This window comes from Streptosporangium sp. NPDC006930 (assembly GCF_040635605.1).
Lineage (GTDB): Bacteria > Actinomycetota > Actinomycetes > Streptosporangiales > Streptosporangiaceae > Streptosporangium.
This window is the reverse complement of record NZ_JBEYID010000009.1, coordinates 215,057-237,621: the sequence shown is the minus strand read 5'-3', so window position 1 is coordinate 237,621 and position 22,565 is coordinate 215,057. Positions and strand designations below refer to the sequence as shown.

The following is a 22,565-nucleotide window of genomic DNA, read 5'->3' as shown; positions in this document are numbered from 1 at the left end:
CCTGACCTCCGTCCCAGCGGCACCGGTAATACCCTGGCAGGGCCGAAGAGAGAGGGAAATCCCATGGACGATCTCCTACGCGTCGACGACACGCTCGCAGAGGAGCAGCGCCTCATCCGCGACACCGTACGAGAGTTCGTCGCGGACCGGATCCTCCCCCACGTCGGCGACTGGTTCGAGGAGGCCGTCTTCCCCGCCCGCGAGCTCGCCCCGGCCCTCGGCTCGCTCGGCGTGCTGGGCATGCACCTGGAGGGGTACGGCTGCGCGGGCCTCGACGCCGTCTCGTACGGCGTGGCCTGTCGTGAGCTGGAGGCGGGAGACTCCGGGCTGCGGTCGTTCGTGTCCGTGCAGGGCTCGCTCGCGATGTTCCCGATCTGGAAGTACGGCTCCGATGAGCAGAAGGACGAGTGGCTTCCCCGGATGGCCGCAGGCGAGGCGATCGGCTGCTTCGGCCTGACCGAGCCCGACCAGGGCTCCGACCCCGCAGGCATGCGCACCCACGCCAAGCAGGACCCTTCGGGCGACTGGATACTCAACGGCTCCAAGATGTGGATCACCAACGGCTCCATCGCCGACGTCGCCGTGGTCTGGGCGCGTACCGAGGACGGCGTCCGCGGTTTCGTGGTGCCCACGGGCACCCCGGGGTTCAGCGCCCCGGAGATCCACAGGAAGATGTCCCTGCGGGCCTCGGTGACCTCGTCGCTCTACCTCGATGACGTACGCCTGCCCGCCTCCGCCGTGCTGCCCGGGGTGCGTGGCCTGAAGGGCCCGCTGTCATGCCTGTCCGAGGCGCGTTTCGGCATCGTGTGGGGCGTGGTGGGCGCCGCCCGCGCCTGCCTGGAGTCGGCCGTCGACTACTCCACCTCCCGCGTCCAGTTCGGCAGGCCTATCGGCGGTTTCCAGCTGACCCAGGAGAAACTCGCCTGGATGTACGTCGGCGTGGGGCAGTCGCAGCTCACCGCCCTCCACCTGGGCCGCCTCAAGGACGAGGGCACCCTCACCCCGCACCAGGTCAGCTTCGGCAAGCTCGCCAACGTCCGCGCCGCCCTGGACATCGCCCGCCAGGCGCGCTCCATCCTGGGCGGCAACGGGATCACACTGGAGTATCCGGTGATCCGGCACATGAACAACCTGGAGAGCGTCCTGACGTACGAGGGCACCCAGGAGATCCACACCCTCGTGCTCGGCGAGGCCCTGACCGGCATCCCCGCCTACCGCTGATCATCTCCGGGATCCCTCGGTTTCCCGGGCTCATCGACTTTCTGGACTTATCGACGGCTTTCTGAACTTACCGGCGACGCGGAGGCCGTTGGGGAAGCCCGGAGGGTCGCCACTCGGGGGCCTGGGCCGCCCTGGTGAGCTCCTCCTGCCAGGAGACGCCCGTACGCAGGTAGTGACGGAGCAGTTCGGCCCCGGCTCGGGCGTCGGCCAGCGCGGCGTGGGCCCCGAGGAGCGGGATTCCGGCGCGCTCGCAGCACGCGGCGAGCGTCCACCTGCCCTCGGAAATGAAGGCGGGCGCCAGCCGCTGCGTGCACAGGGTCTCGGTCACCCACTCACTACCGGGAAGGCTCCGCAGGAAGCGCAGGTCGAAGGAGGCGTTGTGCGCCACCAGGACCCGGCCGGCGATCCGCCGCCAGATCTCGTCCAGCAACTCCTCGATCACCGGCGCGCCCTGGACCATCGCGTTGGTGATGCCGTGGACATGGACGGCCCCGGTGCCGCGCCGGGGATCGACCAGCGAGTGCCACTCGTCGACGATCTCGCCTCGGGTGTCCAGCGAGACGAGCGCGATCTCGCAGATCCGGTCCCCCCTCGACGGCGAGAAACCGGTGGTCTCGACATCGACCACGACATACCCTGGGCGCGTGGAGACCTGGGAGGTGAAGGCGGGCTCAAGCCCCGAGCTCGTCATGCCTGCCACTCTAGGAGCCGATCCCGCCCCCCACCGGGTGTTCCGCAAACCGATGACCATGAATAGGCCTGGCGACGGACGTTAGTGGACACTATCCTCGGTACGCTGTCACCTGCGGGGCGTTAGCTCAATGGTTAGAGCTGCGGACTTTTAATCCGTAGGTTCTGGGTTCGAGTCCCAGGCGCCCTACCCCAATGACCTGGGCAGACCTCCCATTTCCTACTCGGGAAGTCTGCCCAGGGTTGCAATCAGGGTTGCAATGGTCGCCGTCAGGTTGCGGTCAGCCATCCCAAAGCGCCCGTCCCATCCGGCCCGCCGCCTCGATCGCCAGTGTCTCCGTGATGTGGGTGTACCGCTTGGTCGTGGTCAGCTGGGAATGGCCGAGGACCGCCTGAATCACTCGAATGTCCACCCCTTGTTCAAGCAGGAGTGTCGCGGCCGTATGACGCGCGTCGTGAACGCGGGCGTCCTTGTCGATCTCAGCGAGTCGCAGGACTTCCTCCCCGTCGTCCCAGTCGTCCCCGGCATCGATGGGGTTTCCGTTCGGCGTGCACCCTACGAGATCCCAGTCTTTCCACCTCCCCGCCGCTTCCCGTTCGAGCCTCTGAGACTCCTTGTGGCGCTTGAGAAGGATGATCAGGGCAGGAGGTAAGGCGATGGACCGTTTGCCCTTGCCCTTCGGCTTGGTGAACGTCCGCCCCCGGCACGGTTCGGGCAGGCAAGAGTGGGGTGCCCCGATCTTCCCGGGCACGGACCCAGGTAGGGGACGCTCGATGAAAAACAGAACGTAGAGCCTCTTGAGGAAGACCGTGTCGACGTGGAACAGATCGCATGCCCAGATGCCCTTGGCCCGCGCCTTCACGATGCCGGCGCAGCAACGTCACATTCCGGCTCGTGACCGGCCCACCGGAGAACAGCCGGGCCGCCGCCGAAATCGAACGCTCGGCCCCCAATCTGGCCCATGCGCCGCTGCTCCGGCCGACACTCACCCAGCCTGGCGACCGCTCCTATCATGGAAACGAGGAGGCGAAAGACGTCGCGACCCTTGTCGTACCCCCGCGTAGGGACCGTCTGGGAAGGAGATCTACATGTCAGTGCGGTTGAATCACACTATCGTGACAGCCCGTGACCGCGAGGAGACCGCCGCGTTTCTGGTGGAGATCCTCGGCCTGCCGCCCGCGACGGCCTTCGGGCCGTTCCTCGTCGTCGATCTCGGCAACGAAGTGTCTCTCGACGTCGCCGGGGCCGATGGTCCCGTGCATCCCCAGCACTATGCCTTCCTGGTCACCGAGGAGGAGTTCGACCAGATCTGGGACCGGATCAAGGGTCGCGGACTCACCTTCTGGGCCGACCCGTTCCACCAGCGGCCGGGTCAGATCAACACCAACGACGGCGGTCGCGGCCTGTACTGGTCCGACCCCAACGGCCATAACCTGGAGATCATCACTCGCCCGTACGGAGGGTGAGCGCGAAACTTGATCCAGGTCTTCTGGGCCTTCTTCGGGGAGCGCTTCAACGCCTGGCGTGCGGGCATGAGATTCACCTTCCAGGCCAGGCCATGCCTGGGCCGAACCCGAAGACGTCAGTCGGTGGTGAGGGCGTCCATCAGGTCGCCGACCTTGGCGTCGGGGAGGGCCTCGGCGACGTCGGCCAGGGCGACCATGCCGACCAGTTCGTGGCCGTCGATCACCGGTAGGCGACGGACCTTGTGGGAGCTCATCGTGCGCAGGATCTCCCAGGCGTCGTCGGCGCCGATGGTCACGACCTCGTCGCCGCCCAGCTCGCCTGCCAGGCACGACCTCGGGTCCCTGCCCTGGGCGATCACCTGCACGACGATGTCGCGGTCGGTGATCATGCCTTTGAACCGGTTGTCCTCCCCGCAGATCGGCAGTGAACCGACGTCCATGCTGCGCATCTTCTCGGCGGCGTCGGCGGTGGTCTGGCCTGCGTTCACGCACTCCGCGTTCGGGGTCATGATCTCGCGTGCGGTTGGCATCGTTTCTCCTTCGATAAGCGACCGCTGCCCCGCTTCCGGCAGCACACTCCCCGCCGGCGTCAGAGTTCGTTAGGCGATCAGGTGGCCGGGCATGGGTGGGGCATGCCTGAGCAACGCAACCAGACACCACCGGGTCAGACGCAGAGCTACCCGGGCAGCAGCGGGGAGATGGCGCCCGAGCCCCGGGACGAGATGCGCGACTACCGAGGCCGCGACCTGCTCGAAGGCCGCCGTGCCCTGATCACGGGAGGTGATTCGGGAATCGGCAGAGCGGTCGCCGTCGCCTTCGCCAAGGAGGGAGCCGACGTCGCGATCGCCTATCTGAGCGAGCATGAGGACGCCGAGCACACCCGCGAGCTGGTCGAGCGGGAGGGGCGGCGGTGTGTACTGCTGCCGGGTGACCTCGGCCGGGCCGACCACTGCGCCGAAGTGGTCGAGCAGACCGTCAAGGAGCTGGGCGGGCTCGACCTGCTGGTCAACAACGTCGCCTATCAGGCGCCGGTCGACTCGCTCGACGAACTCGACGACGCGCAGTGGGAGCACACCTTCGCCGTCAACATCCACAGCTACTTCCGGGTCACCAAGGCGGCCCTGCGGCACATGGGGGACGGCTCGGCGATCATCAACACCTCGTCGATCAACGGCCTGCGCGGCAACAAGACCCTGATCGACTACGCCGCGACCAAGGGCGCGATCAACGCGTTCACCATGTCGATGGCGCAGAACCTGGTCGACAAGGGCATCCGCGTCAACGCGGTGGCGCCGGGCCCGGTGTGGACGCCGCTGATCCCGGCCACTTTCCCGGAGAAGAAGGTCGACGAGTTCGGCAAGCAGACTCCGATGAAGCGGGCCGCCGACCCCGACGAGATCGCGCCGTCGTATGTGTTCTTCGCCTCGGGGCGGCTCTCGTCCTACTACACGGGTGAGGTGCTGGCGCCCATCGGTGGCGAGACCCTCCCGGGCTGATGACCGAGCTACGCACCAGTAATCCGGCCGAACCGGGCATCACCCGGAGAAGACGCGGGCGGTCGTTCTCGTACGAGTACACCGGCGGCCGTCCGGTGAAGGATCGGCGCACCCTGAACCGGATCAGGAAGCTGGTCCTCCCGCCCGCCTGGCGCGAGGTGTGGATCTGCCGCGACCCGAACGGCCACATCCAGGCCGTCGGCACCGACGCGGCCGGGCGCCGCCAGTACCGCTACCACGACGTCTGGCGCGAGGAGCAGGACCGCGCCAAGTTCGAGCGCGTCGGGAAACTGGCCGAACGGCTGCCCGACTTCCGGAAGAGGGTCCAGGCCGACCTCGACACGAAGGGCCTGACCAGGGAGCGTGTCCTGGCGGCGGCGGCCCGGATGCTCGACGTCGGCCTGTTCCGCGTCGGCGGGGAATCGTATGAGTCCTTCGGCCTGGCCACCCTCCGCATGGAGCACGTGACCTGCACGAAGGACCGGGTGACCTGCGCCTACCCCGCCAAGGGCGGCAGGCCGCGCGAGGTCGAGATCACCGACCCGGACGTCCGCAGGGTCGTCGCCGCGCTGCGGAGGATCTCCGACAAGGGCGAGTTGCTGCGCTACGAGCACGACGGCGCCTGGTTCGACGTCAGGAGCCAGGACATCAACGACTACCTGCGCGACCGCTTCGGGACCGAGGTGAGCGCCAAGGACTTCCGTACCTGGCACGCCACCGTCTACGCCGCCGTGGGCCTGGCCGTCTCGAAACGGGTCCGCACCCGGACCGGCCGCCGGCGGGCGGTCGCCCGGGTCGTGAAGGAGGTGGCCGAGTATCTCGGCAACACCCCGGCGGTCGCCCGCGCCTCCTATGTGGATCCCCGGGTCATCGCCGCGTACGAGAAAGGAAAGACCATCGAACGCGCGCTGACGGATCTGGGCGAGGCTGACGGCCCGGCCACGCACGGTCCGGCCGAACGCGCGGTCATCGCCCTGCTGAAACGAGGAGGGTAGCCGCCGCGGTGAGGGCGCGGCGGACCACATCGATCGCGTCGTCCGGGAGGCGGGCGGTTGTGACGGCGTTACCGCGGAGTGGTCACCCGGTAGACCAGGAGGGCCGTCAGCGCCCAGGCCGCTGTGGCGATCGTCAGGGCGAGCCAGGCGGGAAGGCCGGTCATCGCCGCCCAGACGCACACGGCGAAGACGATCATTCCGACCGCGCCCAGCGTGGCGCCCTTCGCGTCCTGGGCGGCCGGAGCGCGCTGTTCCTCCTTTTCCTGGATGAGGGTCAACGTGGCAGGCAGGATGGCGGGAAACGCCAAAAAGACGCCTCCGGCCAGCGCCCCGAAGTAGTGGCCGACCAGACCGGCCGCCACCGAGATCACCGCGCCGAAGGCGAAACGCACAGCCAGTCCGCGAAGCGAGATGGTGCGGATCTTCGACGGCTCCAGTTCGATGCCGCTCATGAGACCACCAGCCATCCGCCGAAGGCGACGACCGCCCACACGACCAGCGCCGACGCGGACCCCTTGAGCGCACCCCACCTGCGTACGAGCGGCACCGCCAGCAGGCAGTAGACCACCATCGCCACCGCACCGGCGGTCATGCCCAGCGCGGAGCGGGCCAGTGCGAGGTCCCCCTCGCTCAGCACCGTGATCGTCATCCCGGCGATGGCCACGGCGGGTGCGGCGGCGAAGATGCCCGCGAACCGCTTCGGCTTGGTGATCTCTCCGAGAACCGCGAAGGCGGCCACCAGGACACCGCCCAGCAGTCCACGCGCCGCCAGTAACCACACCTGTTCCATGATCGTCCTCCTGTTCTCAGGTCCGGGTACGGTTCCGGACCACCCGGACACCGTCCGGGGAGGCCGTCCATCGCGTCCGGCACGACCATGCCCGCGTCGACCCCTGTGTTCAGGCGGCGGGGCACGTCATCGGTGAGGTCGCCCGGCATGCCCGGCGAGCAGGGGGCGGTATCTCGACGGAGATCCGGCCGGCCGCCCTGTCGGCGGGCACCTGCTCGACCTCGGCTTACAGCGTGCCGTAGACATCGTCGATCTCGGTGCGGGGTCGGTGGGTCGGTGGGTCGAGGGCAGCGGCCGTTCGTGGACGTCGTGGCCGTGCTCGACCATGTGCCTGCGTCGGCCGTCGAGAGCCGCGTAGATCAGCACTGACGAGCTCGTGGCGTTGAGCGGGCCGGAGCGGAAGACGCCCAGGCCCATGGCCTCGACGCCCCTCGGATCCACGCCTCGGCCCCGCTTGTGACCGGGCGGGTGAAAAGGAGGCCAACCGGACGCGTGGTGGACGGCCAGGGCCTCCAGTACAGGCGCGTGTGGATGCTCCATGCCCATTGCCCTGCCCCGGATCGGAGAGATCAGGGCAAATTCATGCTCTTGAAGTGGTGAAGGAAGGAGAGATCATAATCATTTTCCGGTGCCGGGCCAGGTCGGCCGGGTAGAAGACGTCGATCGGCGGTCAGGGCGTCCATCGGATCGCCGACGGATCCGGGCGCATGGTCGGGGCGGGCGACGCGGTGAAGATCCTCGCCGCGTGCGGAGCCGAGTATGCCGTCAGAGAAGCCGCAGCCGGTCGCGCAGGAAACGGCGTTCGGCGTCGGTGGGTGCGAGGTCGAGGGCCGCGCGGTAGCCGTCGGCCGCCTCCCGCGTGCGGCCGGCGCGTCGCAGCAGGTCGGCGCGGGTGGCGTGCAACAGGTGGTAGTCGTCGAGTTGTCCGGTCTCGGCGATCGCGTCGACCAGTGGCAGCGCCGTCTCGGGACCGTCGGCCATGCTGATCGCCACGGCACGGTTCAGATCCACGATCGGGCTCGGTGCCATCCGCGCGAGCCGCGTGTACAGCCCGACGATCTGCGGCCAGTCCGTCTGGTCGGCGACCGGCGCGGTGGCGTGACACGCCGCGATGGCCGCCTGGAGCTGGAACGGCCCGGCGCGGCGTCGCCGTAGTGCTCGTTCGCAGATCGCGGCACCCTCCGCGATCTGCGCCTGGTCCCACAGCGAGCGGTCCTGCTCGGCGAGGGTGACCATGTCGCCGCCCGCGTCCGTACGCGCCGGCCGCCGGGCGTCGTGCAGCAGCATCAGCGCGAGCATGCCGTGCGCTTCCGGCTCGTCGGGCATCAACGCCGTCACCACCCGGGCGAGACGGATGGCCTCCAGGCACAGCCGGGCCTTTCGCGGGTCTCCGTACCCTTCGTTGAAGAGCAGGTAGAGCACGTGAAGTACGGCGGGAAGGCGGTCCGGCAGTAGGTGCGCGGGCGGCACCCGAAACGGGATGCCAGCGTGCGCGACCTTCTGTTTGGCGCGAAAGAGGCGTTGACCCATGGTGCGTTCCGGCACCAGGAACGCACGCGCGATCTCGGCGGTGCTCATGCCGGCCAGGCTCCGCAGGGTCAACGCCACCTGGGCGTCAAGGCTCAGCGACGGATGACAGCAGGTGAACATGAGCTCCAGGCGTTCGTCGGGGATCTCGCTGTCGCTCGAGTAGGGCGACGGCTCCAGGTCCAACGCGGCCACCTCCCGTAGTTTCGCCATCTCGGTCGACGCGCGGCGCATCCGGTCGATCGCGCGGTGGCGTGCCGCGGTGGTGAGCCACGCCAGTGGCTGATCCGGTACGCCTGATTCCGGCCACCTCTGGAGTGCCTGCGCGAACGCGTCCTGCGTACACTCCTCGGCCAGGTCCCAGGCACCGCCGGTGAATCGGATCATGGTGGCCACGATCCGACTCCACCCGTCGGCGTAGATCCCGGCGATCCGGTCCTTCACCCGAGCCACCTGAGCTGTCATCGACGTCGTCCGTCTTGGCCGTCAGTCCTCGCCGTCGGGCCAGAACGGACGCAGCTCGATCATCCCGGCCCACGCCATCGGGTGCCTGGACGCGACGTCGATGGCCTCGTCGAGGTCGCCGCACTCGAGGACGTCGAAGCCGACTATCTGGTCCTTGGTCTCCGCGTACGGGCCGTCGGTCAGCAGCACCTTACGGTCGCGGACGCGAACCGTGGTCGCGTCGCTCGCCGGGCGGGTGCGGTTACCCATCAGCCGGATCCCCTTGCCGTCCATCTCCGTGACCCAGTCCTCCACATCCGGGGCGCCGTCGTCCTGGCCGGGCGTGTAGGCCGGGTCGGTGCATACCAGCATCAGGTACTTCATCGGGTTGCTCCTATCGCGTAGCCGGCGGTGACCATCACGGCGATCGTGGTGGCCATGTTTCGGCACAGGGCGATTGTGCACCGGTGACCATGTCCATGGGTGCCCTCCTCTCCCGTGCGTCATGTGGATGACGAACGGGAGGGGTCCTCCACTACAGCCCACACCAAGATTCTTTTACGCACCCGGTCGGGGGGCGTATCCCGCGCGCGGACGGGGCGGCGACTCTTCACGTGGAGACCTTCTCGGGGCCGGACCACACGATGACGCCGAGAGGTCACGACGGGCCACGCCTGGCGGTGCTCGGCAAGCGGGCGCTTGACGAAGAGCTTCGCGAGCACGGCCGGGGTCTGCTCCCCGTCGGCCCACAGGATCTCGGAATGTACGTCGTCGAGGAGCGAACACGGCATCGACGGCCGCGCGGGTGGTCTCGTCTGCGGAGTCCTACGGGTGTCGGTACGTGTCGATGCTCACGTGCCCAGCACAGTCATTTTTTGTGATTCGTATCTGCGTCTTGTTGTGGCGGAGCCGGCGTTTCCAGTGGTGGCCGCTGCGGTTCCGCCGTCCATGAGCGGAGCTTGTCGGGGTTGCGTACCGCCCAGATGTGCTTGATCCGGTCGTCTGCCACCTCGAACGCGTAGACCGACACGGTGACGCCGTCTTCCTGGGCGATCAGGCCGGGCCGGCCGTTGACCGTACGCTCCAGGAACGTCAGGTCGTGGAGCCTTCCCTCAAGCTGGACCAGGGAGCGCACGATCCGCTCGGCGCCTTCGACCGGGCGGAGCAGCGCGCCGACGACGCCGCCCCCGTCGGCGGTCGCCGTGGCGCCGGGGTCGAGCAGGGCGACGAGGGCGTCGATGTCCTTGGCCTCCCATGCCCGCTTGAACTCCCTGACGATCCGGGCCTGCCGGGCCGCCGGGGTCGTGGACGCCCGCGCGGCACGGATGCGGCGGCGGGCCGAGGAGGCCAGCTGGCGGCAGGCCGCCGGGGTGCGGCCGACGATCTCGGCCACCTCGGCGAAGGAGTAGCGGAAGACGTCGTGCAGGACGAACGCGACGCGCTCGGCCGGGGTCATCGATTCGAGGACGACGAGGAAGGCCATGTTGACCGACTCGTCGAGAGTGACCCGGTCGGCCGGGTCGACGGTGATGCCGTCCGGCCGTCCGCTGATCCACTCCGTGGCTTCGGGGAGTGGCTCGGGGATCCACTCGCCCACGTAGGTCTCTCGCCGGGCCCGTGCCGAGGTGAGCACGTTGAGACAGATCCGGCCGGCGACCGTGGACAGCCAGGCGCCGGGGGACGCGATGTCGTCCTGCTGCTGCCGGGTCATGGCGTACCAGCGGGCATAGGTCTCCTGGACGACGTCCTCGGCCTCCGCCAGCGAGCCGAGGAGCCGGTAGGCGAGATTGATCAGCCGACGCCGCTCGCCCGTGATCGCGCTCAGGCTTGGATCGAGCGGTATGTCTCCTGGCCCGGGCTGGGTGGTCATGGTGTCCCCCGACTTCTCTGGTCGCGGTCGGCTGTCAGTAGGACGACAAGACAGCTCTTCGAAATGTGAGCTTGACGCGTTGTCTCACATTTCGAAGCGCTGTCTTGTCGTACGGGTCAGGCCAAACACCTTTCCACCGGTCGTCTCGCCGGCCGGCTTGTCGAGACAGCGTGAGGAGAACGCTTGATGGTTAACGCGGCCAACAGGCTCCGCGCGATCGTGTCGGCCCGGCCCGATGCGACGCATCGGACGGGGCATCGGACGGGGCCCGCCGACTGGGTGCTGCGGGCCGTCGTCAGCGCGCACATGGTCGCGATCGCCGGCCAGCCGGTGTTCGCCGGGGTGTACATGAGCGGTGACTACGACGGCTTGCGCTGGCATGCGGCCGGCGCCGACGTGGTCACCTATGTCGGCTTTGTGCAGGTGATCGTGGGGGTCGTGATCTGGGTACGGAGGCGTCAGGCCTGGCCGTTCCTTGCCACGTCGGCGCTGATGGCGGCCGAGTCGGTGCAGTACTTCGCCGGGCTGGACGGCGCCCTGTGGTTGCACTTCCCGCTGGGGGTGATGACCGTCGTCGCGCTCGTCGCGCTGTTCGTCGCCGTGTGGAGCCGGCCCCTCCGGAGGCGACAGCACCCCCGAAACGAGCGGGAGCGGGGCGAGCGGCAGCGGATACGGAGCTCGCGGGAACGGGGCGAGCGAGAGCGGGAGCGGATACGGAGCTCGCGGGAGCCGAAACGGCAGGGAGCCGACGATGCGTGAGCCGTACGACGACCGACCCGGCCGTGCCCGTACGGTGACCAGACGTCAGGCACTGGGCATCGGCGGGGCACTCGGCCTGGTGGCGGCCGGCGGGCTGTCGGCCTCGGCCGCGCTGGCCCGCCGTACGCCGTTCACCGGGGCCGAACTGCGCAGCGCCGTGCCGCTGCCGCCCGCGTTCCAGGTGCCGTTGCCGCTTCCCTCCGTGCTGGAGCCGGTCAGCACTTCGGGCGGGGTCGGCCGTTACGAGATCACCCAGCGCGAGGCGACGGTGGAGATTCTGCCCGGTGTCAGGACGCCGCTGTGGACGTACGAGGGTTCCTTCCCGGGGCCGACGATCGAGTCGCGTCGCGGTCGGCCGGTCACCGTGACGCATCGCAACGACCTTCCCGTGCCGACCGTCGTGCATCTGCACGGCGGCCGGACCCCGGCGGGGTCCGACGGGTACCCGACCGACCTCGTCCTGCCCAAGGGCTGGCCGGACGCCGCCCACGTCACGCACGCGGGCCCGGGCGGACCGGGACATGTCATGCACGACCCGCGGGCGGTGGTGACCGAACTGTCGCGGGACTACACGTTCCCGCTGGACCAGCGGCCGACGCTGCTGTGGTACCACGACCACCGGATGGACTTCACCGCCCCCGCCGTCTGGCGGGGCCTCGCCGGGCTGCACGTCGTCCGTGACGATGCCGAGGACTCGCTCGGCCTGCCCGCCGGGCGGCGCGAACTGCCTCTCATGATCGTGGACCGTGCGTTCGCCGCCGACGGCGGCCTCGACTACCCCGCCCTCGATCCCACGTCGCGGGAGCGGCCGGGCGTGCGCGAGCCGTACCTTGCCGGGGTTCTCGGTGACGTGATCCTGGTCAACGGCGCCCCGTGGCCCGTGCACGAGATCGATGCGGCCCGCTACCGGCTACGCGTACTGAACGCCTCCAACGCCCGGCACTACGAGCTTGAGGCGATCACCGACGACGGACACCGGCTCGACCTCGTGCAGATCGGGGCCGACCAGGGGCTGCTCGCGGCTCCGGTCGTCCACCGGTTCCTGCCGATCGCGCCGGCCGAACGCTACGACGTGGTCGTCGACTTCTCCGGCGTCCCGGTCGGCGGCCGCGTCAGAGTCGTCAACCGGCTCGGCTCCGGCCGCACCCGCGACGTGATGGCCTTCCGGGTCGCGCGCGAGGCCACCGACGACAGCCGCATCCCGCGTGTCCTTTCCACCGATCTCCCGACCTGGTGCCGGTCGGACGCCGTCCGGGTGCGCGACCTCTCCTTCCGCGCCGGGCGCATGCACGGCGGTCACGGATGGCTGATCGGCGGGCTGCCGTTCGACCCCGCCCGCTCCGACGTCACCACCGGATTCGGCGACGTGGAAGTGTGGCGGCTGATCGCCGACGTCCACCATCCCGTCCACCTGCACCTGGTCGGCTTCCTGGTGCTCTCGCGCCGCGACCGGCCACCGCTGCCCCACGACGCCGGTCTGAAGGACACCGTCTCCCTGCGGCCGGGTGAATCAGTGGAGATCATCACCCGCTTCGACGGCTATCGCGGCCGCTATCTCTTCCACTGCCACAACGCCGAGCACGAGGACATGGGGATGATGGCCAACCTTGAAATCGTCTGACACCACCGCGCCGCGGAAGGTTGACGAGCATGCGGGCGAAAGTCGCGTTCAGCGGCCCTCGCCCCCTGCCGGCCACTCCGTTGTGGAGTCAGTGGAGTCAATCGCCACCTGCGACTTCGAACCGAAGTCGCTCGCAACGCAAGGAGAATCTCATGAACATGGCGGACCGACGTGACGAGGAGGCCGCGATGCGAACTCGAACGACCACGACGTTCCAGCACACGACGGGCGAGAAGCCGGCCTCCGCAGCACGAAGCGGCTGGAATCGGGGCGGGATCCGCCCTGTCGCCTTCTGGGCCACCACGTTTGTCATCGTCTTCGAGTTGGTTGCCGGATCGGTGTGGAACCTTGTGCCGATCGAGTGGGTGGAAGCCCAGTTAGGCCACCTGGGATATCCCCAATTCTTCGCCTATGTTCTGGCCGCGTGGCAGGCGGGCGCGGCCATCGTGATCATCGCGCCCGGGCTGCCGCTGATCAAGGAGTGGGCGTACGCGGGTGCCTTTTTCCTGTGGTCGAGTGCCGTGGTGTCGCATCTGACGGTCGGCGACGGTCTTCGGACGTGGGGGGTGCCGCTGGTGTTCGGGGCGTGCGCCGTCGCGTCGTGGGCGCTGAGGCCTGACGACCGCCGGCTCCCGGGGACGCGGCTCCGGCGGGAGCGCCGTACCGACGCCGGACAGGATGAGGCAGGTCCGCCGGAAGCCCGCACTCGCGCCTGGGCCGTTCCGATCGGGCTCCTTGTCGTTCTGTACGCCGTTTCGTTCCTCACGCTGCCCGCGGCCGAAGCCATGACGTACGGGTGGGCGGTCGAGCTCGGCTGGATCGACGGGTAGCGGTGTGGTTCCGCGGCACCGTCGCGGGCGTACGAAAGCGTGCCGCACGCGATGGAGACGGTTCGGCTGTTCTCGCCCTCCGGCCTGCCGAACAGCCGCCCCGCCCACACACTCGAAGCAGGATGGGCGGCCTTGGCGCCGTCCGGCGCACGGAAACCCGCGCAGGAGCCGTCATCCCGGCACACCACGCTCATCGCCGACGCCCACGCAGAGCGGAAGCGCCTGGATGATCAGCTTGCTCGTCGCCTCGACGCAGGAGTCGTCGACGGTCCGGCCGGTGTTGAGGACGCGCCACTGGGTGAGCCCGACCAGTAGGTCGAGGGCCAGGTCGAGGTCGAGGTCGGCGGGCAACTGGCCGCGCTCCATCGCGCTCCGCAGAAACCGCTCGCAGGCGGCCCTGCGCGGTTGCCGGATCGCGGTGTCGAACGCCCGGGAGAGTTCGGGGTTGCGAGCGGCCTCGGCTGTCAGATCGAGCACGATGCACATGACCACGGGATCCGACAGCGTGTCCGCCACCGCTCGGACGTAGGCTCGCACGTCGCCGCTCAGGTCACCGGCCCCGCCTGCCGGGACCTGCCGGGAGGCGACGACGTCGATGAGGTCGACCACCATCGCCTCTTTCGACGACCACCGCCGGTAGAGCGCGGCCTTTCCCGTGCCGGCTCGCCGGGCCACCGCGCCCATTGACATCCCGGCGTACCCTGTCTCCGCCAACTCGGCGACCGCCGCCGCGAGGATGGTGTCGGTGACTGTCCGGCGCAGCACGGCTGCGCCGCGACCACGCGGGCGGATCTCGGCCATGTCGGCGACATTAACACGAGACGGAACGGTTGCGTCCCAGCTTCGGGGCCGCTTATCCTCCAAACGGAACGGATAGGTTCCGTTCCGGAATCGGGGGAAGACATGACCGACGTAGACGTACTCATCGTCGGAGGCGGACCGACCGGACTGACGCTGGCCTGCGAGCTGGCCCGGCGCGGCGTCACCTTCCGGGTGATCGACAGATCTCCCGAATTCCACCGTCAGTCTCGGGGCAAGGGCATACAGCCGCGCAGCTTGGAGGTGTTCGACGACCTCGGCGTGGTCCAGGACTTTCTGGACGCCGGGGCGTCCGAGATGCCGGCGCGGATCTACCTGGACCGCCGGTTCGTCGCGGAGCTTCACCTCCTGGCCGGTGTCCGCCCGCGGCCGGATGTGCCGTACCCGACGCTCGTCCTGCTACCGCAGTGGCGCACCGAGCAGATCCTCCGCGCCCGCCTGGCCGAGCTGGGTGGCCACGTGGAGCGCGGCCTGCGACTGACCGACCTCAAGCAGTCCGACAGTCAGGTCGTCGCACGGCTCGCCACGGGTGAGGTGATCCACGCCTCCTACCTCGTAGGCTGCGACGGCGGCGGTAGCGCCGTGCGCGAGGCCGCCGGGATCACCTTCCCCGGGCTGGTGTCGGAGACCGAGCACTACCTGCTCGGCGACGTGGAGGTCGACGGTCTGCCCCGCGACGGCTCCTACGTCTGGTACGCAACCGATGAGTCCTCCGTGGGCCTCGCGCTGCTGCCCGGTACGCTGTCGTGGCAGTTCGGCCTCACCGTACGCCCTGGCGAGGAGGGGGCCGGCCAGGAGCCCTCACTCGAGCTTTTCCAGCGCCTGTTCGCGCAGCGCACCGGCCGGACGGATGTGCGCCTGCACAACGCCACCTGGCTGTCGCGCTTCAGCTACAAGGTACGGCTCGCCGACCGCTACCGTGCCGGCCGCGTCTTCGTCGCCGGAGACGCGGCCCACGTCCACCCGATCGCGGGCGGGCTCGGCATGAACACCGGCATCCAGGACGCCTACAACCTCGGCTGGAAGCTGGCCCTCACGGTACGCGGCCAGGCCCCCGACAGCCTGCTCGACACGTACGAGCGGGAGCGCCGCCCGGTGGCCGAATCCGTGCTCAAGGCCAGCGGCGCCGGCATGACCGCGCTGTTCTCCACCAAACCTCTGATGACCTTCCTGCGCGACCGGATCATCCTGCCGCTGATGCGCAACCCCGCGGTGACCAGGGCGATCGTCGGCAAGACCTCCCAGCTCGGCGTGAACTACCGCGCCTCCGAGCTGTCGGTCGGCGACAAGGGCAAGGTCCGGCCCGGTGACCGGGCGCCCGACTCACCGTGTCGGCACCCGGTGACCGGCGAGCGGTCGCGGCTGTTCGACCTCTTCCGCGGCTCCCACTTCACGCTGCTCCAGTTCGGCGCGGTGACGCCGGATCCGGCCGAGCGCCTGGACAGACTTTACGGCGACGACATCCGCGTTTACCGGCTGGAGCCAGGACCTCCGAGCAAGCGCTACGGCGCCGGCGGGGGCACGCTCGTCCTCGTCCGGCCGGACGGCTATGTGGCCGTACGGACCCGGTCAGGCGATGCGGTGGCCGACTACCTAAGGACGATCTTGGTCGCCTGAACCGGGACGAGCCGCCGGCCGGTCGGCGCCGTCCTCGGCGGAGGTGACCTCCGGACCGAGGATCTCCCACCGGCCGTTGGCGTTGGCCGCCGTGGCCACCGGCACATGCGGTCCGATCAACGTCCTGTGGTCGGCTTGGGGCCGACTCTGCCGCGCCCGAGCATGACCGCGACCGTGACGGCCATCACCGCCACGATCGCGGCGCTGACCAGGGCGCTCAACTGGAATCCCGCGGTGAACGCCTGACGGGCCGCACCGAGCAGCGTGTCCCCGAGCCGGTCGGGGAGCATGCGACTCGCCGTCACAGCACCGGCCAGGCTCTCCGTCGCGGCGGACGCGGCCTCCGCGGGGAAACCCACCACAACGCCGCCGCTCATTTCGTCTCGGTAGACCGCGGTGATGGCGCTGCCAAGAATGGCGATGCCGAGTGCGCCGCCCAGTTGGGGAGCGGTCGAGGAGATCGCCGAGGCGGCGCCGGCCTGCTCGGGCGGCGCGACACCGACGGCCATGTCGGTGGCGAGCGCCATCATCGGACCGAGCCCGGCGGACACGATGACGGCCCCGGCCACCAGGATGGCCAGGTCGCCTGTCCCGGCTGTCATGCCTACCGGCGGGACGCCCACCTGCGCGACCACCACGAAGCCGGTGGCGGCGAGAGCCAGTCCGACCGCGATGACCGGTCCCGGGGCCGTCCATCGCACGATCCTGGAGGCCAGCGTCGACCCAATGATCACCCCGACCGCCGAAGGCGCCGTCCACAGGCCCGCCTCCAGCGGAGAGAGTCCGTGTACCAACTGCAAGTACTGTGCGAAGGCGTAATTGAAACCCCACAACACGAAGATGCCGAGCGCCAGCGTGGCCACCGCGGTGCTGAACGCTCGGTTCGCGAACAACCTCAGGTTGATCAACGGGTCGCGGAGCGCACGCTGCCTGCGTACGAAGATGACGGCGAACAGCAACCCGGCCGCGACGGAGAACACGGGCAACGGGTCGGGACCGTCGGCGGCCATCTGTTTGAGACCGTAGACCGCCACCAGGACCGCGGCCAGCGACAGTACGGCGCTGATCGGGTCCAACCGCCCTACCCCGGCATAGCGTCGCTCCGGCAGCAGGATCGGCCCCAGCACCAGAAGCAGCGCCATCACCGGCACGCCGAGCAGGAACACCGACCCCCACCAGAAGCGCTCAAGCAACCAGCCGCCCACGAGAGGCCCGATCGCGGTGCCTCCGGACACGCTCGCGATGACGACCCCGACGGCGACAGTGCGTTGCCGCGGGTCCCGGAACATGGCGACGGTCAGGGAGAGCACGGACGGCATCAACGTGGCACCGGAGATTCCGAGCAGCGCGCGGATCGCGATGAGCGCACCCGCGCTGGGCGCGTAGGCCGCGAGCACGGAGGCGATGCCGTACGCGGCCGCACCGATCAACAGGAGTCGTCGGCGGCCGATCCGGTCGCCCAGCGTACCCATGGTGATCAGCGATCCGGCGAGCAGGAAGGCGTAAACATCCACGATCCACAACAGCTCAGCGCTGTCGGCCGCCAACGCCCTGCCGATGGCGGGCAACGCCAGATGGGTCACGGTCAATTCGAGGGAGGCGAGGAAAGCGGGGAGGGAGAGAACGGCGAGCCCGATCCACTCTCGTCGCCCAGCGCGGTCAAGGACAGCCGGGTCGGGGGCCGCAGAAGATCTTGTCACCCGTCAATCATGAAACCTCAACCATAGATGAGGTCAACCTTCGGCCCGTGGGCGCGACCGAGTCCCCTTCCGATGCCAGGGGGCTCGCCATCGGACAACTCACCGCCCGCGCCGACGTCGCGGGGACCAGGTGGCGTGCCCTCGCCGCCCGCGGTGGCGTCGCAGGGAACCACACCGCGCGTCGAACTCACCGCCCGCGCCGATGTCGCGGGGACCACATGGTGCGCCGGACTCGCCGCCCGGATCGGGCAAGCTCCGCCTGAAGCGTCGATGCCCGCGTCACCGGCCCGCCGCCTACGACGGATAGGTTGTGCCCGTGACCGACACCCGTGTTCCGCCGCCCCTCAACGGCGACGAGCTCACCGTGCTCAACAACTGGCTCGAATGGCACAGGGCCACTCTCGCCGTGAAATGCGCGGGCCTGACGGACGACCAGCTGCGCCTGCGCTCCGTGCCGCCCTCGACCCTGTCCCTGCTCGGCCTGGTCAGGCATATGGCATACGTCGAACGCATCTGGTTCCGCCGCGTGCTGAACGGCGAGGACATCCCCAAGCTCTGGGTCAAGGACCGCGACAACGACGCCGACTTCAACGAGGTCGACACCGCCTCCGTCGAGGAGGCCTTCGCCACCTGGCGGTCCGAGATCGAACACGCCCGTGCCATCTCCGCGGCCAAACCTCTGGACGCCTTCGGTGACCGCAACGGCCGGGACTGCACCCATCGCTGGATCCTCGTCCACATGATCGAGGAGTACGCCAGGCACAACGGCCACGCGGACCTGCTGCGCGAGCGCATCGACGGTGCCACCGGCGAATAACGATCCCCGGTGCGAAACCGGGGAACCGGTTCCGGCCGCGCTCGGGGTCCTGCTCCTGTGGCGACGAACGCTGTGCTGCCAAGGGGGCGCGCTCAGTCCTCGCCGCGTACCAGTTCGGGGCGGAACGCGATGATGAGTCCGAGGGTGGCGTACCCCACGAGCAGGTGGGTCGCGGCGACGACGCCTCCGATCGAGGCGCCGAGAATCCCCATCGCGGGGATGGACACGATCGCCCAGCTCTCGGCGACGAGCGGCCAGACGCGGGCGAGTCCGCGCCACCGGCCGGCCACCGCGACCTTGATGCCGATCACGAACATGCCCAGCATCGAGAGCGGCCAGAAGATGTCGAGGATGCCCAGCCAGAGCGTGTCGCGGGCGGCGGGGAAGAGACCGTGGATCAGGCTGCACACCATCGCCGGGGCGAGCAGCACCCGTTCGACCGTGAGCATGACGCGGGCGGTGCGGGTCACCCCGATCGCACCGGTGCGGCTCATGAGCGTGATGAGGGCCCAGAGGCCGAGCTGGAAGGCCAGGCCGCCCAGGTCGGTGATCGTCCAGCCGATCTCGGAGGTGGGCTGGAAGCCGTGGACGAAGCTGGAGGTCGACCAGATGAGCGCCCCGGTGGAGAGGCACAGGGCGAAGCGGGCACGGTCGATTCTGACGGCTGCGTGGACGGGTCGGTGCTGTGGGCGGCCTGCTGCGTGTGGTCGCGGAGGGTCTCGGTCATCGTTCTTCGTTCCTTGTCCGGTTCGGCGGTACGGAGCACCGCGTACGGTTCGGCGGTCAGCAGAGATCGAGAGCGACCTCCAGGCGCAGGTACGCGTCGACCCAGGCCTGCTCGGTCGCCTGGTCACGGCCGTGGGTCAGCGTCGCCCCGAAGGCCGTGACGGCCTGCGCGACACGGTGCAGTCCGAGCGCGGTCAACCGCTGCGCCGCGTCCGCGAGCCGATCACCATAACTCGGGGGCAGGTGGCTCAGGCCCCGGTGGGGCGCTTCCGCGAGGAGATCCCGAGTGTCGGCCAGGGCCGCGAACAACGGTTCGCGTGGGGTCGCGTCGGCGACCGCGAGCCCGACAAAGCTCCCGGCGGGCCGCAGGTCGGGGACGATGACCCGATCTTCGACCGCCAGGCCGACCGGTTCGATGACGACGCTTCCGGCTGTTCTGCGCACGATGCCGCTGATGAAACGCAGCTCACCTTCCGTACCGGCGAACACGGCCGCCAGGGCGTCGAGGCGTCCGGGGGCGGCGCTGGTGTGGGTGGCGGTGACGGTGACGGGGTTGCCCGCCCGATCGGTGATCACGGCCTCGAGACGCTGGTCACCCGGAGTGTAGGTGACGGACTCCACCCCGCCCACCGCGACGACCCGGACCAGTTCCGCTTCGACACGCGGACGGATCGGCTGCGGGGGGAGGGCGTCGAGCTCGCGGGCAAGGCCGGTGAAGTCGGTCGCCACCAGTGACGGTGGTAGTTCGTCCCAGTTGCCCCGCGAAGGGCTGACAGTGGTCTTGGCGATCCGTCCCGTGGCCAGCCGCACCGTCCGGTTGGCGCTGCGGACCGCGGATTCGGTGACGAGGTTGCCGGCGGCGAGCGCGCCCAGCGTGGTCGTGGCGATCCGTCGCCGTGACAGCTCCGCGCCGTCGGCGTCGCCGTCCCAATGACGGCGAAGCACGAGCACCATGGAACTGGCACCGTGGACGAGATACACCTCGGCGATCCGCTGGTTGCCGAGGGCCCGAATCCGGCAGCCGAGACTGTCGAGGCGGGCCCGGCGCAGGGGTGTCTCCGCGGCCTCCGCGGTGCCCAGCACGCTGCTGCGCAGAGTGGCGTTCGGGCGGATCACCGCACGGTGGCGGGCGTGCAACTCGGCGATGTGACCGGCGAGCAGCTCCGGACGGTAGTGGGCGCCGCGGTCGTGGTAGGCGGTCAATTGCTCGGCGAGATCGTCGACGGCCAGGAGCGGCCAGCGCAGACCGGCGTCGTCAAGGTGGCGGCGCACGTCTGCGACGGTGGTCTCCAGGCTCTGCCCAAGATGCGTCGCACCCTCGTGCAGGACCGTGGCGGCCAGCGTCAGCGCCCGCTCCAGCCCGGAGCCGGTGCCTGCTTCGACGCCGCCGACGTCGACCCGCACGTCGGACACCTCGGGATGCCTGTCGTCGGCGGCGCGGAACGCCCACACCGCCAGGGCGACGACCTCGTCGCGGTTGCCTGCGGCGGTGTCGGTGTGCACGAAGCCAAGGTCACCGGGGACCAGGAAACGCACGGTCGCCGCAGCGAGCTCGACCTGAGGCACCGGATTCGCGGCGGTGGCGCGGCGGACCCTGGCGGTGTATCCGGCCTGCTCGGCACGGCGGGCGGCGGCCATCATGCGGGTGCCGATCCTCGCGGTGAGTTCGTCGTCGGTCACCTGCCCCGGATTCCAGGGCGCGGGCGGGCGGGCGGCCGGACGTTCCACACCGGGTTCGCCGGCCCCTTGACCGGCCGAGAGCCCCTCACCCGGCTGGTCGGCACGCTGGTAGGCCAGGATCACGCCGATCAGGTGGCGGCAGATGCCGGTGGCACCACAGGTGCACCTCCCCGCGTCGAGGCCGCCAGGAGGCAGACTGGCGGCCGGGCCGTCGGGAAACTCACCGTGCACCGTACCGTCGGGATCGGCGCGCAGTCGTGGCGCGACGCCGTCGAGTTCTCTGGCGGCTCGTTTGACCAGGCCACGATTGGTGAGTGCGGCGAGGGAGTCGGCGGTGAGCGCGAGCAGGTCGGTCCTCATCGGCCCACGTGCTCCGCGACGAAGGCGGCCAGTTCGCCAGGTGTCATCGCGCCCACGTGCGCCCCGACATTCGCCAGGCGCTGCGCCAGCTCCCGGTCGTAATCGGGGTTGGCCTGCTCGTCGAGAGCGGCCAGGCACAGCACCTTGGTGCCCTGCCCTACCAGGTCTCGAACGATACGCACCAGCCGATGGGGATCGCCGCCCTCGTAGAAGTCGGAGATCAGCACGACGATCGCCCTCCGCGGCTGGTCGACCAGGTCGGCGCCGTACGCCGTCGCGCGGGCGATGTCGGTGCCACCGCCGAGCTGGACCTTCATGAGCAGCTCCACCGGATCGTCGACATCGGCGGTCAGGTCGACGACCTCGGTGTCGAAGGCGACCAGGTGGGTGCGCACGCCGGGAAGCCCCCACAGGCACGCCGCGGTGACCGCCGAGTGGATCACCGAGTCGGTCATGGACCCGGACTGGTCGACGAGCAGGATCACCTGCCACTGCTCAAGGTGGCGGCGGGTGCGGGTGAAGAAGTACGGGGTCTCGATCACCACCTTGCCGGTGTCCGGCCGGTAGCGGCCCAGGTTGGCGCGCAGAGTCCGGGTGACATCGAAGTTGCGGGCCTGCCGCAACCGACCGGGACGGCGCGCCTTCGTGCCGGAGAACGCGGTCCGCACCTCGGTGGCGAGCTTGTCCGTCAACTGCCGGACGACCGTCTCCACGATCCGCCGGGCCAGCCGCAGCACCTGTGGGTTCATCAGGTGTTTTGTGCGCAGCACCGCCTTGAGCAGGGCCTGGTTGGGTTCGATGCGCTCCAGTACGGCCGGGTCGGTCACCACGTCGTGGATCTCGTAGCGTTCGACCGCGTCGCGTTGCAGCCGCTCGACCGTCTCCTTCGGGAACAGCCGGGTGATGTCGTCGAGCCAGTCGACGGTGGTCGGCATCGATGCGCCGGTGCCGCCCTCACGGAAACCGCCTCGCCGTACACCCCGCTTACGCAGGTCGTCGTCGCGGCCGTAGAGCCAGTCCATGGCCGCGTCACGGGCGCCTGCCTGCGCGCTGAGCCGCTCTCCGCCCAGGCAGGCTTCGCCGGACTCACCCAGCAGCAGCCGCCAGCGTTCGAGGACGGGATCGATCATGAGACT

22 protein-coding genes and 1 tRNA gene are annotated in these 22,565 nt (G+C 69.5%); 10 read left to right on the top strand and 13 right to left on the bottom strand.

The annotated features are described in order from the left end of the window. The first annotated feature begins 63 nt into the window (after positions 1–63). Positions 64–1,221, top strand: coding sequence for an acyl-CoA dehydrogenase family protein (locus ABZ664_RS18420; RefSeq protein WP_362510620.1), 1,158 nt, complete (start codon positions 64–66; stop codon positions 1,219–1,221). A 67-nt stretch (positions 1,222–1,288) separates the two neighbouring features. Here ABZ664_RS18420 and ABZ664_RS18415 read toward each other — a convergent pair whose 3' ends face one another. Then, complete coding sequence (locus ABZ664_RS18415) at positions 1,289–1,912, bottom strand: 3'-5' exonuclease (protein ID WP_362510617.1); 624 nt, start codon at positions 1,910–1,912, stop codon at positions 1,289–1,291. Between the two features lie 116 nt (positions 1,913–2,028). Between ABZ664_RS18415 and ABZ664_RS18410 the strand changes: the two genes are divergently transcribed. Then, positions 2,029–2,101 (top strand) — tRNA-Lys (locus ABZ664_RS18410). 91 nt (positions 2,102–2,192) lie between these two features. Here ABZ664_RS18410 and ABZ664_RS18405 read toward each other — a convergent pair. After that, positions 2,193–2,774: a tyrosine-type recombinase/integrase gene (locus tag ABZ664_RS18405; protein WP_362510614.1), complete on the bottom strand. Its 582-nt coding sequence runs from the start codon at positions 2,772–2,774 to the stop codon at positions 2,193–2,195. A gap of 226 nt (positions 2,775–3,000) precedes the next feature. Here ABZ664_RS18405 and ABZ664_RS18400 point away from each other — a divergent pair, with 226 nt between their 5' ends. After that, the gene (locus ABZ664_RS18400) at positions 3,001–3,378 is read left to right on the top strand and encodes a VOC family protein (protein ID WP_362510611.1); all 378 of its coding nucleotides are present in this window, start codon (positions 3,001–3,003) and stop codon (positions 3,376–3,378) included. A gap of 116 nt (positions 3,379–3,494) precedes the next feature. Here ABZ664_RS18400 and ABZ664_RS18395 read toward each other — a convergent pair whose 3' ends face one another. After that, entirely contained in the window at positions 3,495–3,908 is a 414-nt protein-coding gene (locus tag ABZ664_RS18395) for a CBS domain-containing protein (RefSeq protein ID WP_362510608.1), read from the bottom strand. A gap of 102 nt (positions 3,909–4,010) precedes the next feature. Between ABZ664_RS18395 and ABZ664_RS18390 the strand changes: the two genes are divergently transcribed. Together ABZ664_RS18390 and ABZ664_RS18385 are read left to right on the top strand one after the other, a co-directional pair. Beyond that, complete coding sequence (locus tag ABZ664_RS18390; RefSeq protein ID WP_362510605.1) at positions 4,011–4,874, top strand: SDR family oxidoreductase; 864 nt, start codon at positions 4,011–4,013, stop codon at positions 4,872–4,874. Next, positions 4,874–5,869, top strand: coding sequence for a DNA topoisomerase IB (locus tag ABZ664_RS18385; protein ID WP_362510602.1), 996 nt, complete (start codon positions 4,874–4,876; stop codon positions 5,867–5,869). Before ABZ664_RS18390 ends, ABZ664_RS18385 begins: the two co-directional genes overlap by 1 nt. Positions 5,870–5,937: 68 nt before the next feature. Here ABZ664_RS18385 and ABZ664_RS18380 read toward each other — a convergent pair whose 3' ends face one another. The 5 genes from ABZ664_RS18380 to sigJ form a co-directional block, all read right to left on the bottom strand. Next, complete coding sequence (locus tag ABZ664_RS18380) at positions 5,938–6,321, bottom strand: DUF3147 family protein (RefSeq protein ID WP_362510599.1); 384 nt, start codon at positions 6,319–6,321, stop codon at positions 5,938–5,940. Beyond that, positions 6,318–6,659, bottom strand: coding sequence for a DUF3147 family protein (locus ABZ664_RS18375; protein WP_362510597.1), 342 nt, complete (start codon positions 6,657–6,659; stop codon positions 6,318–6,320). Before ABZ664_RS18375 ends, ABZ664_RS18380 begins: the two co-directional genes overlap by 4 nt. 765 nt (positions 6,660–7,424) lie before the next feature. Beyond that, on the bottom strand, positions 7,425–8,651 hold the full coding sequence (locus ABZ664_RS18370; protein WP_362510594.1) for an RNA polymerase sigma factor: 1,227 nt from the start codon (positions 8,649–8,651) through the stop codon (positions 7,425–7,427). Positions 8,652–8,672: 21 nt separating this feature from the next. Further along, entirely contained in the window at positions 8,673–9,014 is a 342-nt protein-coding gene (locus ABZ664_RS18365) for a YciI family protein (RefSeq protein ID WP_362510591.1), read from the bottom strand. Between the two features lie 484 nt (positions 9,015–9,498). Further along, positions 9,499–10,500, bottom strand: a complete 1,002-nt coding sequence (gene sigJ, locus ABZ664_RS18360) for an RNA polymerase sigma factor SigJ (protein WP_362510588.1) — start codon at positions 10,498–10,500, stop codon at positions 9,499–9,501. A gap of 183 nt (positions 10,501–10,683) precedes the next feature. Here sigJ and ABZ664_RS18355 point away from each other — a divergent pair, with 183 nt between their 5' ends. From ABZ664_RS18355 to ABZ664_RS18345, 3 genes are all read left to right on the top strand, one after another. Further along, entirely contained in the window at positions 10,684–11,259 is a 576-nt protein-coding gene (locus tag ABZ664_RS18355; RefSeq protein WP_362510585.1) for a hypothetical protein, read from the top strand. Further along, positions 11,252–12,880, top strand: a complete 1,629-nt coding sequence (locus ABZ664_RS18350) for a multicopper oxidase family protein (RefSeq protein ID WP_362510582.1) — start codon at positions 11,252–11,254, stop codon at positions 12,878–12,880. The genes ABZ664_RS18355 and ABZ664_RS18350 overlap by 8 nt, the downstream gene beginning before the upstream one ends. A 152-nt stretch (positions 12,881–13,032) precedes the next feature. After that, on the top strand, positions 13,033–13,710 hold the full coding sequence (locus ABZ664_RS18345; RefSeq protein WP_362510579.1) for a DoxX family protein: 678 nt from the start codon (positions 13,033–13,035) through the stop codon (positions 13,708–13,710). Positions 13,711–13,881: 171 nt separating this feature from the next. Here the strand turns inward: ABZ664_RS18345 and ABZ664_RS18340 are convergent, their stop codons facing one another. Continuing rightward, positions 13,882–14,511 (bottom strand): TetR/AcrR family transcriptional regulator, encoded by a 630-nt coding sequence (locus ABZ664_RS18340; protein WP_362510576.1) that lies wholly within the window; start codon positions 14,509–14,511, stop codon positions 13,882–13,884. A gap of 102 nt (positions 14,512–14,613) precedes the next feature. On the opposite strand from ABZ664_RS18340, the gene ABZ664_RS18335 reads away from it, so the two are divergent. Continuing rightward, on the top strand, positions 14,614–16,146 hold the full coding sequence (locus tag ABZ664_RS18335) for an FAD-dependent monooxygenase (protein WP_362510573.1): 1,533 nt from the start codon (positions 14,614–14,616) through the stop codon (positions 16,144–16,146). Positions 16,147–16,262: 116 nt separating this feature from the next. On the opposite strand, the gene ABZ664_RS18330 is transcribed toward ABZ664_RS18335, so the two are convergent. Next, on the bottom strand, positions 16,263–17,846 hold the full coding sequence (locus ABZ664_RS18330) for an MFS transporter (protein WP_362510570.1): 1,584 nt from the start codon (positions 17,844–17,846) through the stop codon (positions 16,263–16,265). A 316-nt stretch (positions 17,847–18,162) separates the two neighbouring features. Between ABZ664_RS18330 and ABZ664_RS18325 the strand changes: the two genes are divergently transcribed. Continuing rightward, a complete protein-coding gene (locus tag ABZ664_RS18325; RefSeq protein ID WP_362510567.1) occupies positions 18,163–18,663 on the top strand; it encodes a DinB family protein in 501 nt (166 codons plus the stop codon). Positions 18,664–18,755: 92 nt separating this feature from the next. Here ABZ664_RS18325 and ABZ664_RS18320 read toward each other — a convergent pair whose 3' ends face one another. From ABZ664_RS18320 to ABZ664_RS18310, 3 genes are all read right to left on the bottom strand, one after another. Then, entirely contained in the window at positions 18,756–19,157 is a 402-nt protein-coding gene (locus ABZ664_RS18320) for a hypothetical protein (RefSeq protein WP_362510564.1), read from the bottom strand. Positions 19,158–19,446: 289 nt separating this feature from the next. Continuing rightward, positions 19,447–21,429, bottom strand: a complete 1,983-nt coding sequence (locus ABZ664_RS18315; protein WP_362510561.1) for a hypothetical protein — start codon at positions 21,427–21,429, stop codon at positions 19,447–19,449. After that, entirely contained in the window at positions 21,426–22,559 is a 1,134-nt protein-coding gene (locus ABZ664_RS18310) for a VWA domain-containing protein (RefSeq protein WP_362510558.1), read from the bottom strand. The genes ABZ664_RS18315 and ABZ664_RS18310 overlap by 4 nt, the downstream gene beginning before the upstream one ends. Between the last annotated feature and the right edge of the window lie 6 nt (positions 22,560–22,565).